The following is a 16,397-nucleotide window of genomic DNA, read 5'->3' on the forward strand; positions in this document are numbered from 1 at the left end:
GAGGGAGAACCATGCGACACGCACGCAAGCGCTGGGCCGCGGCCCTCGCCCTGCTCCTCGCTTCCACGGCCGGCACCGCGTCGGCCGACGTCCACACCACCGCCACCGCCTCGGACCTGGTCGGCTACCTCGCCGGGATCAGCGGCAGGAACACGTTGTCCGGCCAGCAGGACGGGCCCAGCTCGGCGCCGTCGACGTGGCAGAACAAGGTCCACGACATCACCGGCGAGTACCCCGGTGTGTGGGGCGGCGACTTCGCGTTCGAGCAGAACGACATCAACGCCCGCGCCACCGTCATCGCCCAGGCCAAGTCCGTTTGGGCCGCCGGCTCCATCCCCGCCCTCGTGTGGCACTCATGCCCGCCCACCGTCGCGACGACGTGCCACTGGGACTGGGGCGACGGCGCCATCCGCAGCACCCTGTCCGAACCGCAGTGGAACGAGCTGGTCACCGACGGGTCCGGCCTCAACCAGCGCTGGAAGCAGCGCCTCGACGAGGCCGTGCCGTACTTGCAGGACCTCAAGAACAACGGCATCCCCGTGCTGTGGCGGCCGATCCACGAGATGAACGAGGGCTGGTCCTGGTGGGGCGGCCGTCCGGGCGCCAACGGCAGCCGCAAGCTCTACCAGATCACCCACGACTACCTGACGAACGTGAAGGGGCTCGACAACCTGGTGTGGGTGTGGAACGTCAAGGACATCGCGGGCGGCGCCTCCCACCTCGCCGACTACTGGCCGGGCTCCTCCTACGTCGACGTCGCCGCCCTCGACGCCTGGTCGAACCAGCAGCCCACCACCGAGTACTACAACGCCATGGTCTCCACCTCCGGCGGCAAACCGATCGCCCTCGCCGAGGTGGGCACCGTCCCGACCCCGCAAACCCTTGCCGCGCAACCGAAGTGGACCTACTTCAGCGTGTGGATCAACTGGCTCACCGATCCCGCGTGGAACAACAACGACGCCGTCAAGCGCACCTACTACGACGGCAGGGTCCTCAACCGCGGCGAGGTCCACCTCCCCGGCGCACCCACGACCAGGGCGGGCCAGATCAGCGGCAGCGGCAAGTGCGTCGACGTCACCGCGTCGAACACCACCAACGGCACCCCCGTCCAGCTCTACACCTGCGACGGCGGCACCGCCCAACGCTGGACCATCGGCACCGACGGCACCCTGCGCGCACTCGGCAAGTGCCTGGACGTCGCCAGCGCAGGCACGGCCAACGGCACCGCCGTCCAACTCTGGGACTGCAATGGCACCAACGCCCAGAAGTGGACCACCACCTCCACCACCCTGGTCAACACCGGCTCCGGCCGCTGCCTGGACGCGGTCGGCAAGGGCACCGCCAACGGCACCAGGTTGCAGATCTGGGACTGCACCGGCAACACCAACCAGGCGTGGACACTGCCTTAAAAAGGTTCGGGCTCTCATCCACACACGCGGCGCGGCTGGCCTGCATTGACCACCCAGCCGAGCCGAACACCCGAACCACAACGGCAATGAGCACGACCCGTCCGCCGTGCGGCCGGCTTGACTTGGGGTTTTTGGGCCTGCAATTTGTCGGCGGGCATCTCTACCACCTGCCCTTTTACGCCGACAAGGCCCAAAAAGGGGCCCCAAGTCAAGCCGGCCGCACCCGAAGCACGGCGGATCCGATACCCCGTGACAACGGCGACCCCCGACGCCCCAGCACACCGACCAAGCACCATGACCACCATGCGCGCACAAGACTTCTGGGACTCCCAAGCACCCACCTTCGACGACGAACCCGACCACGGCCTCCAAGACCCCACCGTCCAAACGGCCTGGGCCAACCTCCTCCTCCCCCAAATCCCCCCACCGCCAGGCTCGGTCATCGACCTCGGCTGCGGCACCGGCAGCCTCGCCGTCCTCCTCGCCCAGGCCGGTCACACCGTCCAAGGCCTCGACCTGTCCCCCCGGATGATCGCCGCCGCCAAAGCGAAAGCCACCAACCTCCACCTCGACGTGGACTTCCAGCAGGGCGACGCAAGCACCCCACCGTTCCCCCCGGCATCCTGCGACGTGGTCCTGGCCCGACACGTCCTCTGGGCACTCCCCGACCCCGCCACCGCACTCCACCACTGGACCCGACTCCTGCGCCCAGGCGGAAAACTGGTGCTCATCGAAGGCCGCTGGTCAACCGGATCCGGCCTGACCGCGTCCGAGTGCCAGGCCCTCGTCCTCACCCACCGCCGCGAAGCCACCGTGCGGCACCTCGACGACCCCGCGCTCTGGGGCAAGCCCGTCGACGACGAGCGGTACCTGCTCATCAGCCCGGCCTGATCACCGGGCCGCACAACCTCGACGGGTACTGGGGCGTCCACTGCGCATGACAACGATCACCGCACGTTCCGCCGCCGTGTTCACGGTCGTCGGCATCGCGCTGGCGCTGACGGCCGCACCGGCGAACGCGGTGGGCACCGACGTGGTGACCACCGTCGCCGAGGCGGACCGGGCCGCGGCGGTGTCCTACTGGACGCCCGACCGGATCGCGCGCCTCGACTCCGACGACCACCTGGCCCCCGCCGAGAGCGTCGCCACGACCTGGGACGGCGCCGTGCCGCCCGGTGTCGGACGGCTGTTCCTGACCCTGGTGCCCGGCGGTGACGCGTCGTGCACCGCGACCGTCGTGCCCAGTTCCAGCAAGGACGTCGCGTTCACCGCGGGCCACTGCGTCAACGGCGGCCTGGACCGGCGCGACAACCCGATCAAGGTCACCAACGTCGTGTTCATGCCCGGCTACCAGCACGGCGAGCACCCCCGCGGCGTGTTCCCCGTCCGCGCCTTCGCCTGGCCCGGCACCTACCTCGGCCCCAGCAGCGCGCTCGACGACGACGCGGTGATCGCCCTGGACCCGGTCGACGGCGCGCACGTCGCCGACGTGGCGGGAACGCAGGACATCTCCTTCGACCGGCCACCGTCCCCTGTGGACACCACGATCCTCGGCTACCCGTTGTCCCGGCTGGCCCGAGGGGAATCCCTGGTGTCCTGCGTCCTGCCCGCCACCCTGAAGACCAACTCGGTGTACTCGTCGTGGCGGTCCGACTGCGACATGGCGGGCGGCTCCAGCGGCGGCCCGTGGCTGGAGGACTTCGACCCCGCCACCGGGAAGGGGACGATCTTCTCGGTCACCAGCATGGGGACCCTCAACGGCGACGGCGTCACCCAGAACCTCAGCGGCGCGGCCTTCACCGACGCCGTGCACGACCTCTACCAGCGCGCGGGCGATCTCTAGACCGCCTTGGGAAAAGCCCCGCGCAGTCGGGATCCGTTGACGATGAAGGCGGTCGCGCCGACGGCCAGGGCGCAGGCGACCTGCACCACGACGAACCACGTCGGCAGGCCGTCCGCGACCAGGTCGATGACGATGATCGCGATCGGCACGACGACCGAGATGATCCGCACCCGGACGTAGGCCGACCGCGAGCCCCTCGCGGCGAGGGTGACCAGCCAGTACGTCACCGCCGCGCTGGCCAGGACACCGCTTGCCCGGCCCCACATGAACGACGTCACCGCGTGCCCGGTGATCGACAGGACGACGACCGCGGTGAAGACGGCCGCGCTCACCGCGCCGTAGGCGGCGACGAGCAGCTTCACGGTGCCGAAGGCCTGTCGGGTGTCGGGCTTGTCGTGGGTTTCCACGGTTTTTCCTCCTCGGTTCGGCTTGCGGTGTCGACGTTAGGAAGCGCGGCCGAGGCCGGGTACGGGCCTGGGCCTACGGGTGGGTGGGGCCAGCCCCACTCCTGCGGCCGTGCGGGCGGAATCGGGGTCCGGGCGGTGCACAGTGGACGCGGATCGCCGCGGTGGGGGTCGTACCGGAGGAGGAGAAGTCCATGCGACAGGTCGTGTCGTGGGTGCGGAGCGCCTGCGCGGGGTTCGTGCGGGCGTGCGTCGTGGTGGTGGTCACGATGCTGGTTCCGGCCATGTGGGCGGCCGCGGTGGTGGTGGCGGTCTGGTGGTCGGGGAACCCGTGGTCGTGGGTGCCGCTGGTCGTGCTGCCCGCCCTGGCCACCCTCGCCCTGTCCCGCCCGCTGTGCCGGGTGTTCCGACGGCTGGTCGCGAAGTGGACCGGCACCGTCGTCGCCCCCGGCTACCGGGAGGCGGGTCCGGTGACGCGGCTGTCCACGGGGTACTGGTGGAACGGGTTCTCCTACTCGCGCACCAGTCGGGACGCGCACCAGGAGCTGCGCTGGCGGCTCTGGGCGAGCGATCCGGCCACGTGGCGCGACCTGCGGTTCCTGCTGGTCGCCCCGGTCACCGCGGGCGTGGTCGCGGCCGTCCCGCCCGTCGCGGTCGCCGTCCTGGTGGTCGGCCAGCCGGTGCTCGCCCTGCGCCTGCTCGGTGTGGTCGTGGCCGTCGCCACCGCCCCGTACGCCTGGCGGCCCGTCGAACCGGTCGCCGTCCACTTCCTGCGCGCGTCGCCCGCGATGGCGCTGGCCGACCGGGTGGAGGAGCTGACGGCCCAGCGGGCGGACACGACGGTCGCTCAGGCCGCCGAGATCCGCCGGATCGAACGGGACCTGCACGACGGGGCGCAGGCGCGGCTGGTCGCGCTCGGGCTCTCGCTGGCGACCGCGGAGAAGCTGATGGACACCGATCCCGGTCAGGCCAAGGCGCTGCTGCGGGACGCCCGGACGGGTGCGGCCTCGTCGCTGACCGAACTGCGCGACCTGGTCAGGGGGATCAGTCCCCCGGTGCTGATTGAACGCGGTCTCGTCGACGCCCTCCGCGCGCTCGCCCTGGACTGCCCGCTCGAGACGACCGTCGACGCCGACGGCACGCTCCCCCTGGACCCGCCGATCGAGTCCGCCGTCTACTTCGGCGTCGCCGAGCTGCTGACCAACGCCGTCAGGCACGCCCGCGCCACCCGTGCGCGGATCTCCGTCGTCCGGACCGGCGCCGACCTCGTCGTCGAGGTCGAGGACGACGGACGGGGCGGAGCCGACCCGTCGTCCGGCAGCGGTCTCGCCGGTCTGCGCCGCCGCCTCGCGGTCTTCGACGGCACGATGACGATCACCAGCCCGGACGGCGGGCCCACGCGGGTGAGGATGGTGCTGTCGTGCGCGTCGTCGTAGCCGAGGACCTCTACCTCCTCCGGGACGGGATGGTCCGCCTCATCGAGGCCTACGGCCACCGGGTGGTGGCCACGGCGACCACCGGACCGGAGACGCTCGAAGCGCTGCTGGCGTGGCGGCCGGACGTGGCCGTCGTCGACGTCCGGATGCCGCCCACCCAGTCCGACGAGGGCCTGCGGGCGGCGCTCGCGGCCCGCCGCGAACAGCCCGGACTGCCCGTGCTGATCCTCTCCCAGCACGTCGAACAGCTCTACGCGCGCGAACTCCTGGCCGACAGCGCGGGCGGAGTCGGCTACCTGCTCAAGGAGAGCGTGTTCGACGCCGACCAGTTCATCGACGCCCTGGAACGGGTGGCGGGCGGCGGGACCGCCATGGACCCCGCCGTCATCAGCGCGCTGCTCGGCGGCGGGTCGGCGAACCGGCGGCTCGACCGGTTGACCGAACGCGAGCGCTCGGTGATCGCGCTCATGGCCGAGGGCCTGTCCAACCAGGCCATCGGCAGGCGCCTCTTCCTCAGCGAGAGCGCCATCGGCAAGTACACGACGTCCCTGTTCGGCAAGCTGGGGATCAGCGATGACGACGACGGCAACCGCCGCGTCCTCGCCGTCCTCGCCTACCTGAACGACCGGTCGTGACTCAGGCCCCGTTGAGGTGGTCGTGCCGTTCCCGCGCGGCGAGGACGGCGCCGCCATTGGCCGCGATCCAGCTGAAGGAGTGCCCCAGGGAGATCGAGATGCCGTGGCCGAGCGGCGTCAGCGCGTAGCTGACCCGCGGCGGGGTCGCGGGCTCGACGGTGCGTTCGACCAGGCCGTCCCGGACCAGGGTCCGCAGCTTCCGCGACAGGACCTCCTCGCTGATGCCACCGATCTTGTCCCGCACCTCGAAGAAGCGCAGCGCCTTCGGTTGCAGGGCCGAGAGGATCAGCGGCGTCCACCGGCCGGCGACGTGGTCGATCACCACCCGTGCCGGGCAGTCGGTGTGGAACAGGTCGCTCGGCAGCCCCGGCACGATCACCTGGTCGGGGTGATGAAGGCGCAGCGGTCCGGCCGGGTCGTACACATCTCCAGCACGGCGGCGGACGCCGTCGGCACCATCGCCGCGCACTCCGTCGCGAAAGCCGCGCTCAACACCCGCAGCAGGCACATCGCCGCCGACGTCGGGCTCGCGGGCGTGTCGGTGAACACCGTCGCCACCGGTCAGGTCATCCGGGTCGACGGGGGCCTGGACGTGCTGAGCCGGCGGCTGGCCGGTCTGGGCGGCGACCTGCTCCACTCGGGTGGCGCCTGACGTCCTCCCCCTTCCGCGACCGGGGAAGCAACCCCCGTGAGGGGAAAACCGTGGACCACTCATGGACCCCGCACCCGCAGTCCCACCACCATCCCCGGAGCGGTCGTCCCCGGCCGTTCCGCGTCCGCCCTCCGGTCCGTCGCGGCTGGGCTGGCTGGACGGGTTGCGCGGTATCGCGGCGCTCGTCGTGGTGTTCGACCACTCCTCGTACTCCTTCCTGCCGGAGCTCCGCCGGGAGCTGATGCCGGAGTTCAACACCAGCAGGTACGGCATCATGGTGTTCTTCCTGGTGAGCGGCTACATCATCCCGGCATCGCTGGAACGCCGGGGGGACGTCCGGGCCTTCTGGATCGGGCGCGTGTTCCGCATCCACCCGCTGTGCGCGGCAGCTGTCGCCGCGATCCTCCTCGCCGGCCTGGCGGGCTTCGCGGAGGTTCGCGGTGGGCAGAGCGCCGCCGCCGTGGCCGTCGCGCACCTCACCCTGTTCCAGGAGCTGCTGGGAACGCACAACCTCCTGAACGTGCTGTGGACGCTCTCCTACGAGATGGCTTTCTACCTGCTGGTCGTCGCGCTCTTCACCGTGCGGCTGCACCGGCGCTCGACAGCGATCACCGCCACGCTGGCAGTGTCCGCCGCGGTCAGCGTGGCGGTGGGGGTCGTGCTGCCCGCCTCCGCCCTGTCCGGTGTGGTCGGCACCGGCCCCCTGATCGCGATGGCCACGATCGCCACCGTGGTGGCCGTGTGCTGCGCGAGCGCAGGGCCGTCCGCGCTGAGGGTGTTCGGGGGTGTGCTGGGCGGGGTGCTGGCGCTGACCCTGGTGATCTTCAACGGCACGGTCGCCCCGTGGGAGGGGCTGGTGATCCTCGCCGTGATGTTCCTCGGCACGGCCGTCCACCGGGCCGAGAACGGGCAGACCACCTGGTGGCGCGCGGCGGGCGCGACCGCCGTCGTGGTCGTCTGCGCGGTGGGGAGCGCCTACTGGCACGGCGACGACGCCCACTTCACCCGACGTGCCTGGATCACGGCGTTCCTGCTGGCCGTGCTCACCTTCGGCGTCGGCCTCGCGGCGCGGCGGAAGCGGGTACCGCGCCTGCTGGTCGCACTGGGAACGATCAGCTACTCGATCTACCTCGTGCACCCGGTGCTGCTGTCCGTGAGCGACAGCGCGATCGGCCGGTGGCGGCAGGACGTCCCGCTGCTGGAGGTCGGGTTCTACGCGGTGCTGCTGCCGCTGTGCGTGCTGACCCACCGCTTCGTCGAGGCACCGGGCCAGCGGTACGGCCGGAAGGTGCTGCGCGGGCTGTCCGGTGCCCAAGGGTCGTCGCCGGGTCGATCTCCAGGCTGACCTCTACCATGGTGGAGCTGTGCACCAAGTCCAGTTCCAGGAAGGAAGACCCACCATTCCCACGCAGACGCTGACGATCACCACCGCGGACGGCCGAGCCGACGCGTTCGCCGCCTTCCCCGACGACGGCGGGCGGCACCCCGGAGTGCTGCTGTACACGGACGTCTTCGGCCTGCGGCCCGTGATCGAGGAGATGGCCCGCGAACTGGCCGGGCACGGGTACTACGTGCTCGTGCCCAACATCTACTACCGGCGCGGCCCGGCGCCGGTGGTCGAACTCCCCGAGCACATCACCGCCGAGGCCCGGCCGGGGCTGTTCGCCACGCTGCTCCCGTTCGCGAAGGAGCACACCCCCGAGCGGGTCCTGCGCGACGCCGACGCCTACGTCGGGTTCCTCACCTCCCGGCCCGAGGTCGTCGACGGGCCGGTCGGGGTGGTCGGCTACTGCATGGGCGCCGTGCTCGCGATGCGCACCGCGGCCGCCCATCCGGACAAGGTGGCCGCGGTCGGCGGGTTCCACCCCGGCGCCCTGGTCACCGACGAGCCCGACAGCCCGCACCGGCTCGTCTCCACGGTCACCGCCAAGGTCCACCTCGGCCTCGCCCCCGGCGACCTGTCGCCCGAGGCGCTCGGCGAACTCGAGCGGGCCATGGACGCCGCGGGGCTCGCGCACACCTGCGAGACCTACCCCGACACCGTCCACGGCTTCACGATGGCCGACACCGAGGCCTTCAACCCCGCCGGACTCCAGCGCCACTGGGACCGCCTGCTCCCCCTCCTCGACCGCAACCTGGTCGCGGGCTGAGGCACCGGGGCACGGGGACGGCGTGGCCGGGGTGTCTACCTTGGACCCATGACCATCCTCGTGCCCTACCACCAGGACGAGCGGCTGCCGGACGGCCGCATCCCCCTGCCGGAGTCGGCTGTCGTCGAGACCGTCGAGGTCGACCTGCCCGAAGGGGACGTCTGGACGCGCCTGGTGGCCCTGTTCGACCCGGTGGCGGACAGGGTGGCCGCCGGGCTCCGGGTTCGGGGCGCGAGCACGCCGGTGGTGCTGTCCGGGGACTGCCTCGTCGCGGGCGCCACGATCACGGGTGTCCAGCGCGCGGGGCTCGATCCGTCGGTGGTCTGGTTCGACGCGCACGGCGACGTGCACACCCTGGACAGCTCCACCTCGGGTTACCTCGGCGGCATGGCGCTGCGGCTGGTGATGGGCGCGCACGAGGAGCTGTTCGCCACGCCGCTGGGGCTGCGTCCCCTCGGCGAGCGGCAGGCGGTGCTGGTCGACGCGCGCGATCTCGACCCCGCCGAGGCCGAGTACCTCTCCACCGGCGACCTCCGGCGCCACACGGTCGAGGAACTCCGGGCTCCGCTGCTGCCCGAGGGGCCGCTGGTGCTGCACATCGACGTGGACGTGATCAGGGGCGAAGACCTGCCGGGGATGCTCTTCCCCGCGCCGGGCGGCCCCACGTGGCCCACGGTCCTCGACGCCGCCCGCCGCGTCCTGGCGACCGGCCGGGTGGTCGCCGTCGACATCGCCTGTCCGTGGCAACCCGCCCGTGACGGGCGGGACACCGCCACCCGGACCCGTCTGCTCACCGAACTCCTCACCGCGGCAGGGGAAGCGCGGTAGGCCGGGTTAGCCTGGTGGCATGCCGAGGACCGACACTGGATCACGGGTGATCGCCGCCGCGCCGGAACGCGTGTACGCCGCGCTCGTCGATCCCGGCGCGCTCGAAGCCTGGCTGCCTCCCGAGGGAATGAGCGGCCGGTTCGAGCGGTTCGACGCGCGTCCCGGAGGGTCGTACCGGTTGGTGCTGACCTACGCGGACGCGTCGGGTTCGCCGGGCAAGGCGACGGCCGGATCGGACGTCGTCGAGGCGCGGTTCGTCGACATCGTCCCCGGCGTGCGGGTGGTGCAGGCCGTCGAGTTCGTCTCCGACGACCCGGCCTACGCGGGCACGATGACCATGACCTGGGCGATCGACGGCGTCGAGGGCGGTACACGGGTGGAGATCCGGGCCGACGGCGTTCCCGACGGCATCTCGGCCGAGGACCACGCCGTCGGGCTGGCCTCGTCGTTGGCGAACCTCGACGCGTACCTCCGGGTGCGGTCCTAGAGTTCCAGGACCGCGCGGTAGCGCGCGGTGCCCCGCCGAACGCGGTCGAGGGCCTGCTCCACGTCGGCGACGGGGAACGTCTCGATCTCCGGGCGGATGTCGTGCCGGGCGGCGAAGTCGAGCATCTGGCGGGTCTGGACCGGCGATCCGACGATGCCGCCGACGATGGTCTTCTCCGCGGGCAGCAGGCTCAGGACGCCCGCGGTGACGGGGTTGTCGGGAACGCCGACGACGCAGAGCTTGCCCCGCGGCCGCAGGATGCCGAGGTAGTCGTCCCACGGCAGGTCGCCGGTGGCGGTCGTCAGCACGAAGTCGAACGTACCCGCGGCGGCTCGCAGGGCTCCCTCCTCGCCGGTTGCGATGAAGTCCGTCGCGCCGAACCGGCGGGCGTCGGCTTCCTTGGCCCGCGTCCGGGAGATCGCGGTGACGGCGCACCCCCACTTCGCGAGGAACTGGACGGCCAGGTGGCCGAGGCCGCCGACGCCGACGACCGCGACCCGGTCGATCGGGCGCACGCCGTGGACCAGCAGCGGGGCGAAGACGGTGGTGCCCGCGCAGAACAGCGGGGCGGCGTGCGCGTCGGAGATGGCGTCCGGAATGGGGAAGACGTGGCGCCAGTCGCTCGCGCGGATGTGGCTGGCGAACCCGCCGCCGATACCGCGGAAGATGACGTCGTCCTTGCGGGCGCACAGGTTCTGGTGTCCGCTCAGGCACCAGTCGCAGGCGGAGCAGGACCCGGCGATGGCACCGACGCCTACTCGCAGTCCGATCGGCAACAGGTCGCGGTCGACCGCGTCCCCGGTCGCCACCACGGTCCCGACGGTCTCGTGGCCCGCGACGACGGGGAACCGCCCGAATCCCCACTCGTCGTCGATCGCCCCGATGTCGGTGTGGCAGATCCCGCAGTGCGTCACGCGGACGTCCACCTCGTTGGGCCCCAGCGGACCCGCTTCGTACTCGTGGGAGCGCAAGCGCGCCCCGGCGCTGTCGGCCACGTACGCGTGGACCTTCACGGTGGATCCCTCCGATTGATAAAACAAACTAGTTTGTTGCTTACCCGATCCACCGTAGCCGTGCTCGGACAGCCGGTCAAACGAACTAGTTGGTTTACACTTCGGCCGTGAAAGACGGACAAGCCACCAGGCGCCGCCTGCTCGACGCCGCCACCCAGGAGTTCGCGGCCCACGGCATCGCGGGCGCCAGGGTCGACCGGATCTCGGCCAACGCGAAGGCGAACAAAGCGCAGCTCTACGCGTACTACGGCGACAAGGACGGCTTGTTCGACGCGGTGTTCCGCGAACACGCCGACCACATCGTCAACGCGGTGCCGATGACCGCCGACGACCTGCCCGGCTACGCGGTCCGCCTGTACGACGAGGGTGTGGAGCGGCCCGAGTTGGCCCGCTTGGCCGCTTGGACGCGGCTGGAACGGGTGCCTGTCGGCGAACTGGTCAGCCACATGGGCGAGCAGACCGAGCGGAAGCTGTCCGCCATCGCCGACGCCCAGCGCGACGGCCTGGTCGCCGCGGCGCTCGCGCCCGAGGACGTGCTCGCCATGGTCATGATGATGGCGCTCGCCTGGTCCCCGATCAGCTTCTTCTACACCGCCACCAAGGACGACCCCGAGGCCGACCACGACCGCCGCCGCCGGGCACTGGCGGAGATGGTGCGCCGCGCGGTCAGCCCGGAACCGGCCTGACCCCGACGCACCATCCCGCCCGCACCACTGCCGGTGGTAGCCCTCGCGCTACCGATCGGGTGGTTTCCGCCGTGCGCCACAATCACCGCTGTGACGGTGAAGGAGCGGTTCGGCGCGGTGGAGCGGGCCGTCGGGTACCTGGCCGGCAGCGGCGGCACCTCGGTCGCCGCCGCGTGCTCGGTGGGGCTGCTGCTGCCGGTGTTCGCGCTGTGCGTGGTCGGGGTGGGCCTGCCGTTGGTGCCGTCGGCGACACGGGCGGTACGGCCGCTGCTCGAGGTGGAACGGCGGCGGGTCTCGGCGGCGTTGGACGTGCCGGTTCCCACGCCCTACCGGGCGCTCGCAGGCACGTCGCGGCAACGGGTCCGCGCGGTCCTGGCGGATCCGGCCACCTGGCGGGACCTCGCGTGGCTGGTGCTGCACGGTGCCACCGGGTTCCTGATCGCGGTCGTGGCGCTGGGTGTCGTGGTGAGCGCGGTCGCGCTGGTCCTGGCACCGGCCTACTGGTGGCTGCCGACCCACCCGGCGGAGGTGTCCGGTCTCCGGCTCGACTCCTGGCCCGCCGCGCTGGCGGGAGTGCCGCTCGGGATCGCCTACGGCCTGGTGGCGTGGCAACTCCCGCACGTCGCGCGCGCGCAGGCGGCCGTGGCGCGCAGGCTGCTCGCGCCCGCGGCGGGTGTGGTGCTGGGCGACCGGGTGGCCGAGCTGACCGCGTCACGGGCCGCGGCGCTGGAGGCGCACGGTGCGGAACTGCGGCGGATCGAGCGGGACCTGCACGACGGGACGCAGGCGCGGATCGCGGCGGTGATCATGCAGCTCGGCATCGCCGAGAGCGTGCACGACGAGGACCCGGCCGCCGCGATGTCGTTGCTGCGCAAGGCGCAGGACACCGCCACTGACGCGTTGGCCGAGCTGAGGGACGTCCTGCGGGCCGTCTACCCGCCGGTGCTGTCCGACCGGGGGCTGGCGGGCGCGGTGACGGCGCTGGCCGCGCGGTGCCCGGTGCCGTGCGCGCTGGACGTGGACGGCGTCGGCAGGCAGCCCGCCGCCGTCGAGGCCGCGGCGTACTTCGTGGTGGCCGAGGCGCTGACCAACATCACCAAGCACTCCCGCGCGGAGCACGCGACCGTGGGGCTGCGGAGCACGGCCGACAGCCTGGTGATCACGATCGGCGACGACGGCCGCGGTGGCGCGGATCCTGGGTCCGGGAGCGGGCTGGCGGGCATCCGCCGTCGCGCCGAGGCGTTCGACGGGTCGCTCGTGCTGGTCAGCCCGCCGGGCGGACCGACGGAACTGAGGGTGGAGCTGCCATGCGGGTCGTGATCGCCGAGGACGACGCGCTGCTGCGCGAAGGACTCGTGCTGCTGATGGCGACCAAGGGGGTGGAGGTCGTCGCCGCGGTCGACAACGCCACCGACTTCCTCGCCGTCATCGGGCACGACCGACCGGACGTCGTCGTGATGGACGTGCGGCTGCCGCCGTCGTTCGGCGACGAGGGGCTGCGGGCCGCGGTCGAGGCCCGCCGACTGCACCCCGGCCTCCCGGTGCTGGTGCTGTCGGCCTACGTCGAGCACAGCTACGCCGCGGAACTGCTGGCCGACGGCTCCGGCGGTGTCGGCTACCTGCTCAAGGAACGGGTGGGCAGGGTGGAGCGGTTCCTCGACGCGCTGCGCCGGGTCGCGGGCGGCGGCACGGCGATGGATCCCGAGGTGATCTCGCAACTCCTGGTGCGGCGCAACGCGGACAGCCTCGTGGACACGCTGACCGCCAGGGAACGCGAGGTGCTGGCGCTGATGGCCGAGGGGCTGAGCAACACCACGATCGGCGACCGGCTCGGGGTGGGCGACGCCGCGGTGCACAAGCACATCCGCAACATCTTCACCAAGCTCCGCCTGCCCCACGACGACAGCAGCGGCCACCGCCGCGTCCTGGCCGTGCTGGCCTACCTCAACGGCTGACCGCGGGCCGGTCGACGACACCCCGGCGTCGTCGACCGGCTGTCCGATCAGGACGCGGGCACGGGCTTGTCGAACATCGCGCACACCGCCGCGGTCTCGAGCGCCTTGTTCGCCTCGTCCGCCTTCGGCGCCGTCCCGCCGTAGTAGGTCAGGTCCACGACCGCCACGGACCGGGTCCCGCTGTCGTCGGTGTAGGTCTTGGTCAGGTAGCCGGGGATGCCGCCGACGTGGCCCCACACCACACCGCAGGGCGTGGGGACGCGGGCGATGCCCAGCCCGTAGCCCGCGCCGTCGGGGGCGGCGGGGTCGACCGGGACCACCGCGCGCATCTGCTCCAACTGGGCGGGCGCCAGCAGTTCGCCGGACAGCAGCGCGGTCTGGAACCGGCTCCACTCCGCGGCGGTGGAGACGACGGCGCCCGCGGCCCAGCCCCAGCCGGGGTCGACGCCGGACACGTCGACGTGCCCGTCGTGCTCGGGTCCGACGAACGCCAGCCCCTCGGGGGCGTCGGGCGGCAGCAACTCCTTGAGGTGCGCCGCGTCGGGCTCGTACCCGGTGGCGTGGCCGCCCCGCCAGGTGGCGTCGGTGGCGAAGTAGGTGTGCTTGAGGCGCAACGGCCGGGCGATCCGCTGGTCCACGAGGTCGGCCAGGCACCGGCCGGTCGCCTTCTCCAGCACCATGCCGAGGGCGATGTAGTTGGTGTTGCTGTAGTGCCATTCCGTTCCCGGCGTGGCCGTCGGGGGCAGCCGGGTGCCCGCGGCCAGCAGTTCCGGCGCCGTCCACTTCTTCCTCGACGTGCCGAACACCGAGTCGATCACCGCGGGGTCGTCCACGAAGTCGGCGAGGCCGCTGGTGTGGTTGAGCAGCATCCGCAGCGTGATCCCGGAACCGCCGGGGACGAGGCCGGGCAGCCACTTCCCGACCGGGTCGTCCAGACCGACCCGACCTTCACCGACCAGTTGGAGGACCAGCGTGGCGACCACCGTCTTGGTGTTGGAACCCACCCGGAACTCGTCGGTGGCGGCGAGCCGGTGGTCCTTCGTGGTCCACGGCGCCTGCTTGGTGATCTCGACCGGCGAACGGCCGTCGTCGAACCGCACGATCACGCCGGGGTTGCCCGCGTCCACGGCCCGCTGGGCGAGTTCGGCCACCCTGGTCCTCGTCGCCGGATCGGTCGGCCCCCTGCCGCGGTCGGCGTGGGCGACGGGCAGGGTGGCGATCACGGCGAGCCCGGCGGCGGTCAGCGCCAGGGGCAGTGTGGTCTTGCGCATGGGAACGGTTCCCCTCGATGTGCCGATGTCGACGCTCCGCCGACAACCGCAATCCTGTTCGGACGGCACCGTTCGCACGATCCCGCCTGCCACCGTCCCCGTGGTAGCGCAGGCGTTACCAGTCCACAGTGGACGCCCTCACCGGCGTCCGCGCCAGGCTTCGCGTTCGACACCGGCGGCGTCGCCGACCACCGTCGAGGTCGTGTCGTAGACCATGGTCGGCCGCTTGTCGTCGTCGTAGGCGGGCCAGCCGGGGTCGCCGGTGGTCGCGAAGTCCACCCACGCGGTGTGCATCTCCGACGCGAGCGCGGCGGGCGCCCCGGCGAACATCGCCCGCGTCGTCGCGGGAAGCCGGTCGACCAGGGCGAGCTCGTCGCGGGTGAAGGGGATCTCGATGCCGTGGAAGGACGACTGCCCGCGGCGCGCGGTCGACGGCTCCCAGCGGAACTCGTAGAGCCACGACGGGGCCGTGCGCTCCTCGACCAGCCGGATCGTCGGGATGCGGAAACCCCAGTCGGACCACGCCGCCTCGGCGAGTTCGACGCGGTCGGTGAGGTGGCGCTCCCCGGTCCGGTAGGCGTCCACCATGGCGCGGTCCAGGCCCACCGTCCGGCGGAGGCCGCGCAGGGCGAGCGCCCCGATGACGGGGAACCCGCGCAGGGCGGCGACGAAGTTCACGGTCTCGTTGCGCACGGTCCCGGTCAGCAGGGGCACGTCCGAGTCGGCGGCGGCGGTCAACGGGGACGTGGGCAGCAGTTCCGTGCCGTGCACCGCGCGGAACGGGCTCAGCAGCAGGGAACGGGCGTCACCGCGCGCGAAGCCCAGCAGGAACCGCACCATCAGCCACTGCGACGTGGCGGCGGTGCGCTCCAGCGACACGGACGCGAACCCCTCGGGAGTCGCGGCGACGCCGAGTCGGCGGGCGGCCATGCGGGTCACGCGGGCGGCCTCGTCGGCGTCGACGCTGGCCATCGAGCAACCGCTCTGCGCGATCGCCCGCGAGAACAGGCCCCGCGAGCCGGGCATCGCGAGTTGGAACATGACGCTCACGGCGCCACCGGACTGACCGAGGATCGTGACCCGGTCGGGGTCGCCGCCGAAGGCCGCGATGTTGCGCCGCACCCACTCCAGCGCGAACTGCTGGTCGCGCAGCCCGAGGTTGTCGTGGCCGTCGCCGAGGTGCAGGAAGCCGTCGATGCCCAGCCGGTAGTTGACGCCGACGTGCACGACACCGTCCCGCGCGAACGTGCGGCCGCTGTAGCCGGCGAACGAGCCGGACCCGGTCAGGTACCCGCCACCGTGGATGTGCACGACCACCGGCAGTCCCGCCGCGCCCGGATCCGGCGTCCAGACCTCCAGCGTGAGGCAGTCCTCCCCCATCGGGGTGTCGGCGGTCGGCGCGAGCACCGGCGCCAGCGGGTCGTCGGGCGTGATGGGCTGCGGGGCGATGACGCCCGCGCGGGTCGCGTCCCGGACGCCGTCCCACTTCTCCGGGGGCTGTGGCGGCAGGAAGCGCCGCGGCCCGAACGGCGGGGCGGCGTAGGGCACCGCGCGGAAGACGTGCAGGCCGTCCTCGACGGCCCCGTCGAGGGTGCCGTGCTCAGTGCTCACGTGCGTCATGGGAGGAC

General features: G+C 72.2%; 17 protein-coding genes and 1 pseudogene. 13 read left to right on the plus strand and 5 right to left on the minus strand.

What is annotated here, in order from left to right; genetic code table 11:
* The first annotated feature begins 11 nt into the window (after positions 1–11).
* The 3 genes from RM788_RS00850 to RM788_RS00860 all read left to right on the plus strand — a co-directional run bounded on the left by RM788_RS00850 (position 12) and on the right by RM788_RS00860 (position 3,252).
* Complete coding sequence (locus tag RM788_RS00850) at positions 12–1,409, plus strand: glycosyl hydrolase (RefSeq protein WP_315929484.1); 1,398 nt, start codon at positions 12–14, stop codon at positions 1,407–1,409.
* A gap of 303 nt (positions 1,410–1,712) precedes the next feature.
* Positions 1,713–2,300: a class I SAM-dependent methyltransferase gene (locus tag RM788_RS00855; RefSeq protein ID WP_315929485.1), complete on the plus strand. Its 588-nt coding sequence runs from the start codon at positions 1,713–1,715 to the stop codon at positions 2,298–2,300.
* A gap of 46 nt (positions 2,301–2,346) precedes the next feature.
* Positions 2,347–3,252 (plus strand): trypsin-like serine peptidase, encoded by a 906-nt coding sequence (locus tag RM788_RS00860; RefSeq protein WP_315929487.1) that lies wholly within the window; start codon positions 2,347–2,349, stop codon positions 3,250–3,252.
* Here the strand turns inward: RM788_RS00860 and RM788_RS00865 are convergent.
* Positions 3,249–3,659 carry a hypothetical protein gene (locus RM788_RS00865; RefSeq protein WP_315929488.1) on the minus strand — a complete coding sequence of 137 codons (411 nt, stop codon included), beginning with the start codon at positions 3,657–3,659 and terminating at the stop codon, positions 3,249–3,251. The genes RM788_RS00860 and RM788_RS00865 overlap by 4 nt on opposite strands.
* A gap of 191 nt (positions 3,660–3,850) precedes the next feature.
* Between RM788_RS00865 and RM788_RS00870 the strand changes: the two genes are divergently transcribed.
* Both RM788_RS00870 and RM788_RS00875 read left to right on the plus strand, forming a co-directional pair.
* The gene (locus RM788_RS00870) at positions 3,851–5,092 is read left to right on the plus strand and encodes a sensor histidine kinase (protein ID WP_315929490.1); all 1,242 of its coding nucleotides are present in this window, start codon (positions 3,851–3,853) and stop codon (positions 5,090–5,092) included.
* Positions 5,077–5,727, plus strand: a complete 651-nt coding sequence (locus tag RM788_RS00875) for a response regulator transcription factor (protein ID WP_315929491.1) — start codon at positions 5,077–5,079, stop codon at positions 5,725–5,727. The genes RM788_RS00870 and RM788_RS00875 overlap by 16 nt, the downstream gene beginning before the upstream one ends.
* A gap of 1 nt (position 5,728) precedes the next feature.
* On the opposite strand, the gene RM788_RS00880 is transcribed toward RM788_RS00875, so the two are convergent.
* Positions 5,729–6,106 carry a winged helix-turn-helix transcriptional regulator gene (locus RM788_RS00880; protein ID WP_315929492.1) on the minus strand — a complete coding sequence of 126 codons (378 nt, stop codon included), beginning with the start codon at positions 6,104–6,106 and terminating at the stop codon, positions 5,729–5,731.
* 12 nt (positions 6,107–6,118) lie between these two features.
* On the opposite strand from RM788_RS00880, the gene RM788_RS00885 reads away from it, so the two are divergent.
* The 5 genes and pseudogenes from RM788_RS00885 (at position 6,119) to RM788_RS00905 (ending at position 9,844) form a co-directional block, all read left to right on the plus strand.
* A complete protein-coding gene (locus RM788_RS00885) occupies positions 6,119–6,379 on the plus strand; it encodes an SDR family NAD(P)-dependent oxidoreductase (RefSeq protein WP_315929493.1) in 261 nt (86 codons plus the stop codon).
* Between the two features lie 61 nt (positions 6,380–6,440).
* Entirely contained in the window at positions 6,441–7,724 is a 1,284-nt protein-coding gene (locus RM788_RS00890; RefSeq protein WP_315929495.1) for an acyltransferase family protein, read from the plus strand.
* Positions 7,725–7,779: 55 nt separating this feature from the next.
* Positions 7,780–8,529, plus strand: coding sequence for a dienelactone hydrolase family protein (locus RM788_RS00895; RefSeq protein ID WP_399345338.1), 750 nt, complete (start codon positions 7,780–7,782; stop codon positions 8,527–8,529).
* A 30-nt stretch (positions 8,530–8,559) separates the two neighbouring features.
* A pseudogene (locus RM788_RS00900) lies at positions 8,560–9,357 on the plus strand (arginase family protein); the annotation flags it as partial.
* A 19-nt stretch (positions 9,358–9,376) separates the two neighbouring features.
* Positions 9,377–9,844, plus strand: coding sequence for an SRPBCC family protein (locus RM788_RS00905; RefSeq protein WP_315929498.1), 468 nt, complete (start codon positions 9,377–9,379; stop codon positions 9,842–9,844).
* On the opposite strand, the gene RM788_RS00910 is transcribed toward RM788_RS00905, so the two are convergent.
* Positions 9,841–10,857 carry an NAD(P)-dependent alcohol dehydrogenase gene (locus RM788_RS00910; protein WP_315929500.1) on the minus strand — a complete coding sequence of 339 codons (1,017 nt, stop codon included), beginning with the start codon at positions 10,855–10,857 and terminating at the stop codon, positions 9,841–9,843. The genes RM788_RS00905 and RM788_RS00910 overlap by 4 nt on opposite strands.
* 107 nt (positions 10,858–10,964) lie before the next feature.
* On the opposite strand from RM788_RS00910, the gene RM788_RS00915 reads away from it, so the two are divergent.
* From RM788_RS00915 to RM788_RS00925, 3 genes are all read left to right on the plus strand, one after another.
* Positions 10,965–11,543, plus strand: coding sequence for a TetR/AcrR family transcriptional regulator (locus RM788_RS00915; protein ID WP_315929501.1), 579 nt, complete (start codon positions 10,965–10,967; stop codon positions 11,541–11,543).
* A gap of 90 nt (positions 11,544–11,633) precedes the next feature.
* Positions 11,634–12,863, plus strand: coding sequence for a sensor histidine kinase (locus tag RM788_RS00920; RefSeq protein WP_315929503.1), 1,230 nt, complete (start codon positions 11,634–11,636; stop codon positions 12,861–12,863).
* Positions 12,851–13,498, plus strand: a complete 648-nt coding sequence (locus RM788_RS00925; protein WP_315929504.1) for a response regulator transcription factor — start codon at positions 12,851–12,853, stop codon at positions 13,496–13,498. The genes RM788_RS00920 and RM788_RS00925 overlap by 13 nt, the downstream gene beginning before the upstream one ends.
* Positions 13,499–13,545: 47 nt before the next feature.
* Here the strand turns inward: RM788_RS00925 and RM788_RS00930 are convergent, their stop codons facing one another.
* Positions 13,546–14,769, minus strand: coding sequence for a serine hydrolase domain-containing protein (locus RM788_RS00930; RefSeq protein ID WP_315929505.1), 1,224 nt, complete (start codon positions 14,767–14,769; stop codon positions 13,546–13,548).
* Between the two features lie 138 nt (positions 14,770–14,907).
* The gene (locus tag RM788_RS00935; RefSeq protein WP_315929506.1) at positions 14,908–16,380 is read right to left on the minus strand and encodes a carboxylesterase/lipase family protein; all 1,473 of its coding nucleotides are present in this window, start codon (positions 16,378–16,380) and stop codon (positions 14,908–14,910) included.
* Positions 16,381–16,397 lie beyond the last annotated feature (17 nt).

Origin of the sequence: Umezawaea sp. Da 62-37, assembly GCF_032460545.1 — a bacterium.
Taxonomy (GTDB): domain Bacteria; phylum Actinomycetota; class Actinomycetes; order Mycobacteriales; family Pseudonocardiaceae; genus Umezawaea.

What these genes read in the sequence shown, in the direction of transcription:
- RM788_RS00855 (WP_315929485.1), top strand. Translation starts at nt 1,713, where the DNA reads ATGCGCGCACAAGACTTCTGGGACTCCCAAGCACCCACCTTCGACGAC.
- RM788_RS00860 (WP_315929487.1), top strand. Translation starts at nt 2,347, where the DNA reads ATGACAACGATCACCGCACGTTCCGCCGCCGTGTTCACGGTCGTCGGC.
- RM788_RS00890 (WP_315929495.1), top strand. Translation starts at nt 6,441, where the DNA reads ATGGACCCCGCACCCGCAGTCCCACCACCATCCCCGGAGCGGTCGTCC.
- RM788_RS00905 (WP_315929498.1), top strand. Translation starts at nt 9,377, where the DNA reads ATGCCGAGGACCGACACTGGATCACGGGTGATCGCCGCCGCGCCGGAA.
- RM788_RS00850 (WP_315929484.1), top strand. Translation starts at nt 12, where the DNA reads ATGCGACACGCACGCAAGCGCTGGGCCGCGGCCCTCGCCCTGCTCCTC.
- RM788_RS00930 (WP_315929505.1), bottom strand. Translation starts at nt 14,769, where the DNA reads ATGCGCAAGACCACACTGCCCCTGGCGCTGACCGCCGCCGGGCTCGCC.
- RM788_RS00925 (WP_315929504.1), top strand. Translation starts at nt 12,851, where the DNA reads ATGCGGGTCGTGATCGCCGAGGACGACGCGCTGCTGCGCGAAGGACTC.
- RM788_RS00885 (WP_315929493.1), top strand. Translation starts at nt 6,119, where the DNA reads ATGAAGGCGCAGCGGTCCGGCCGGGTCGTACACATCTCCAGCACGGCG.
- RM788_RS00870 (WP_315929490.1), top strand. Translation starts at nt 3,851, where the DNA reads ATGCGACAGGTCGTGTCGTGGGTGCGGAGCGCCTGCGCGGGGTTCGTG.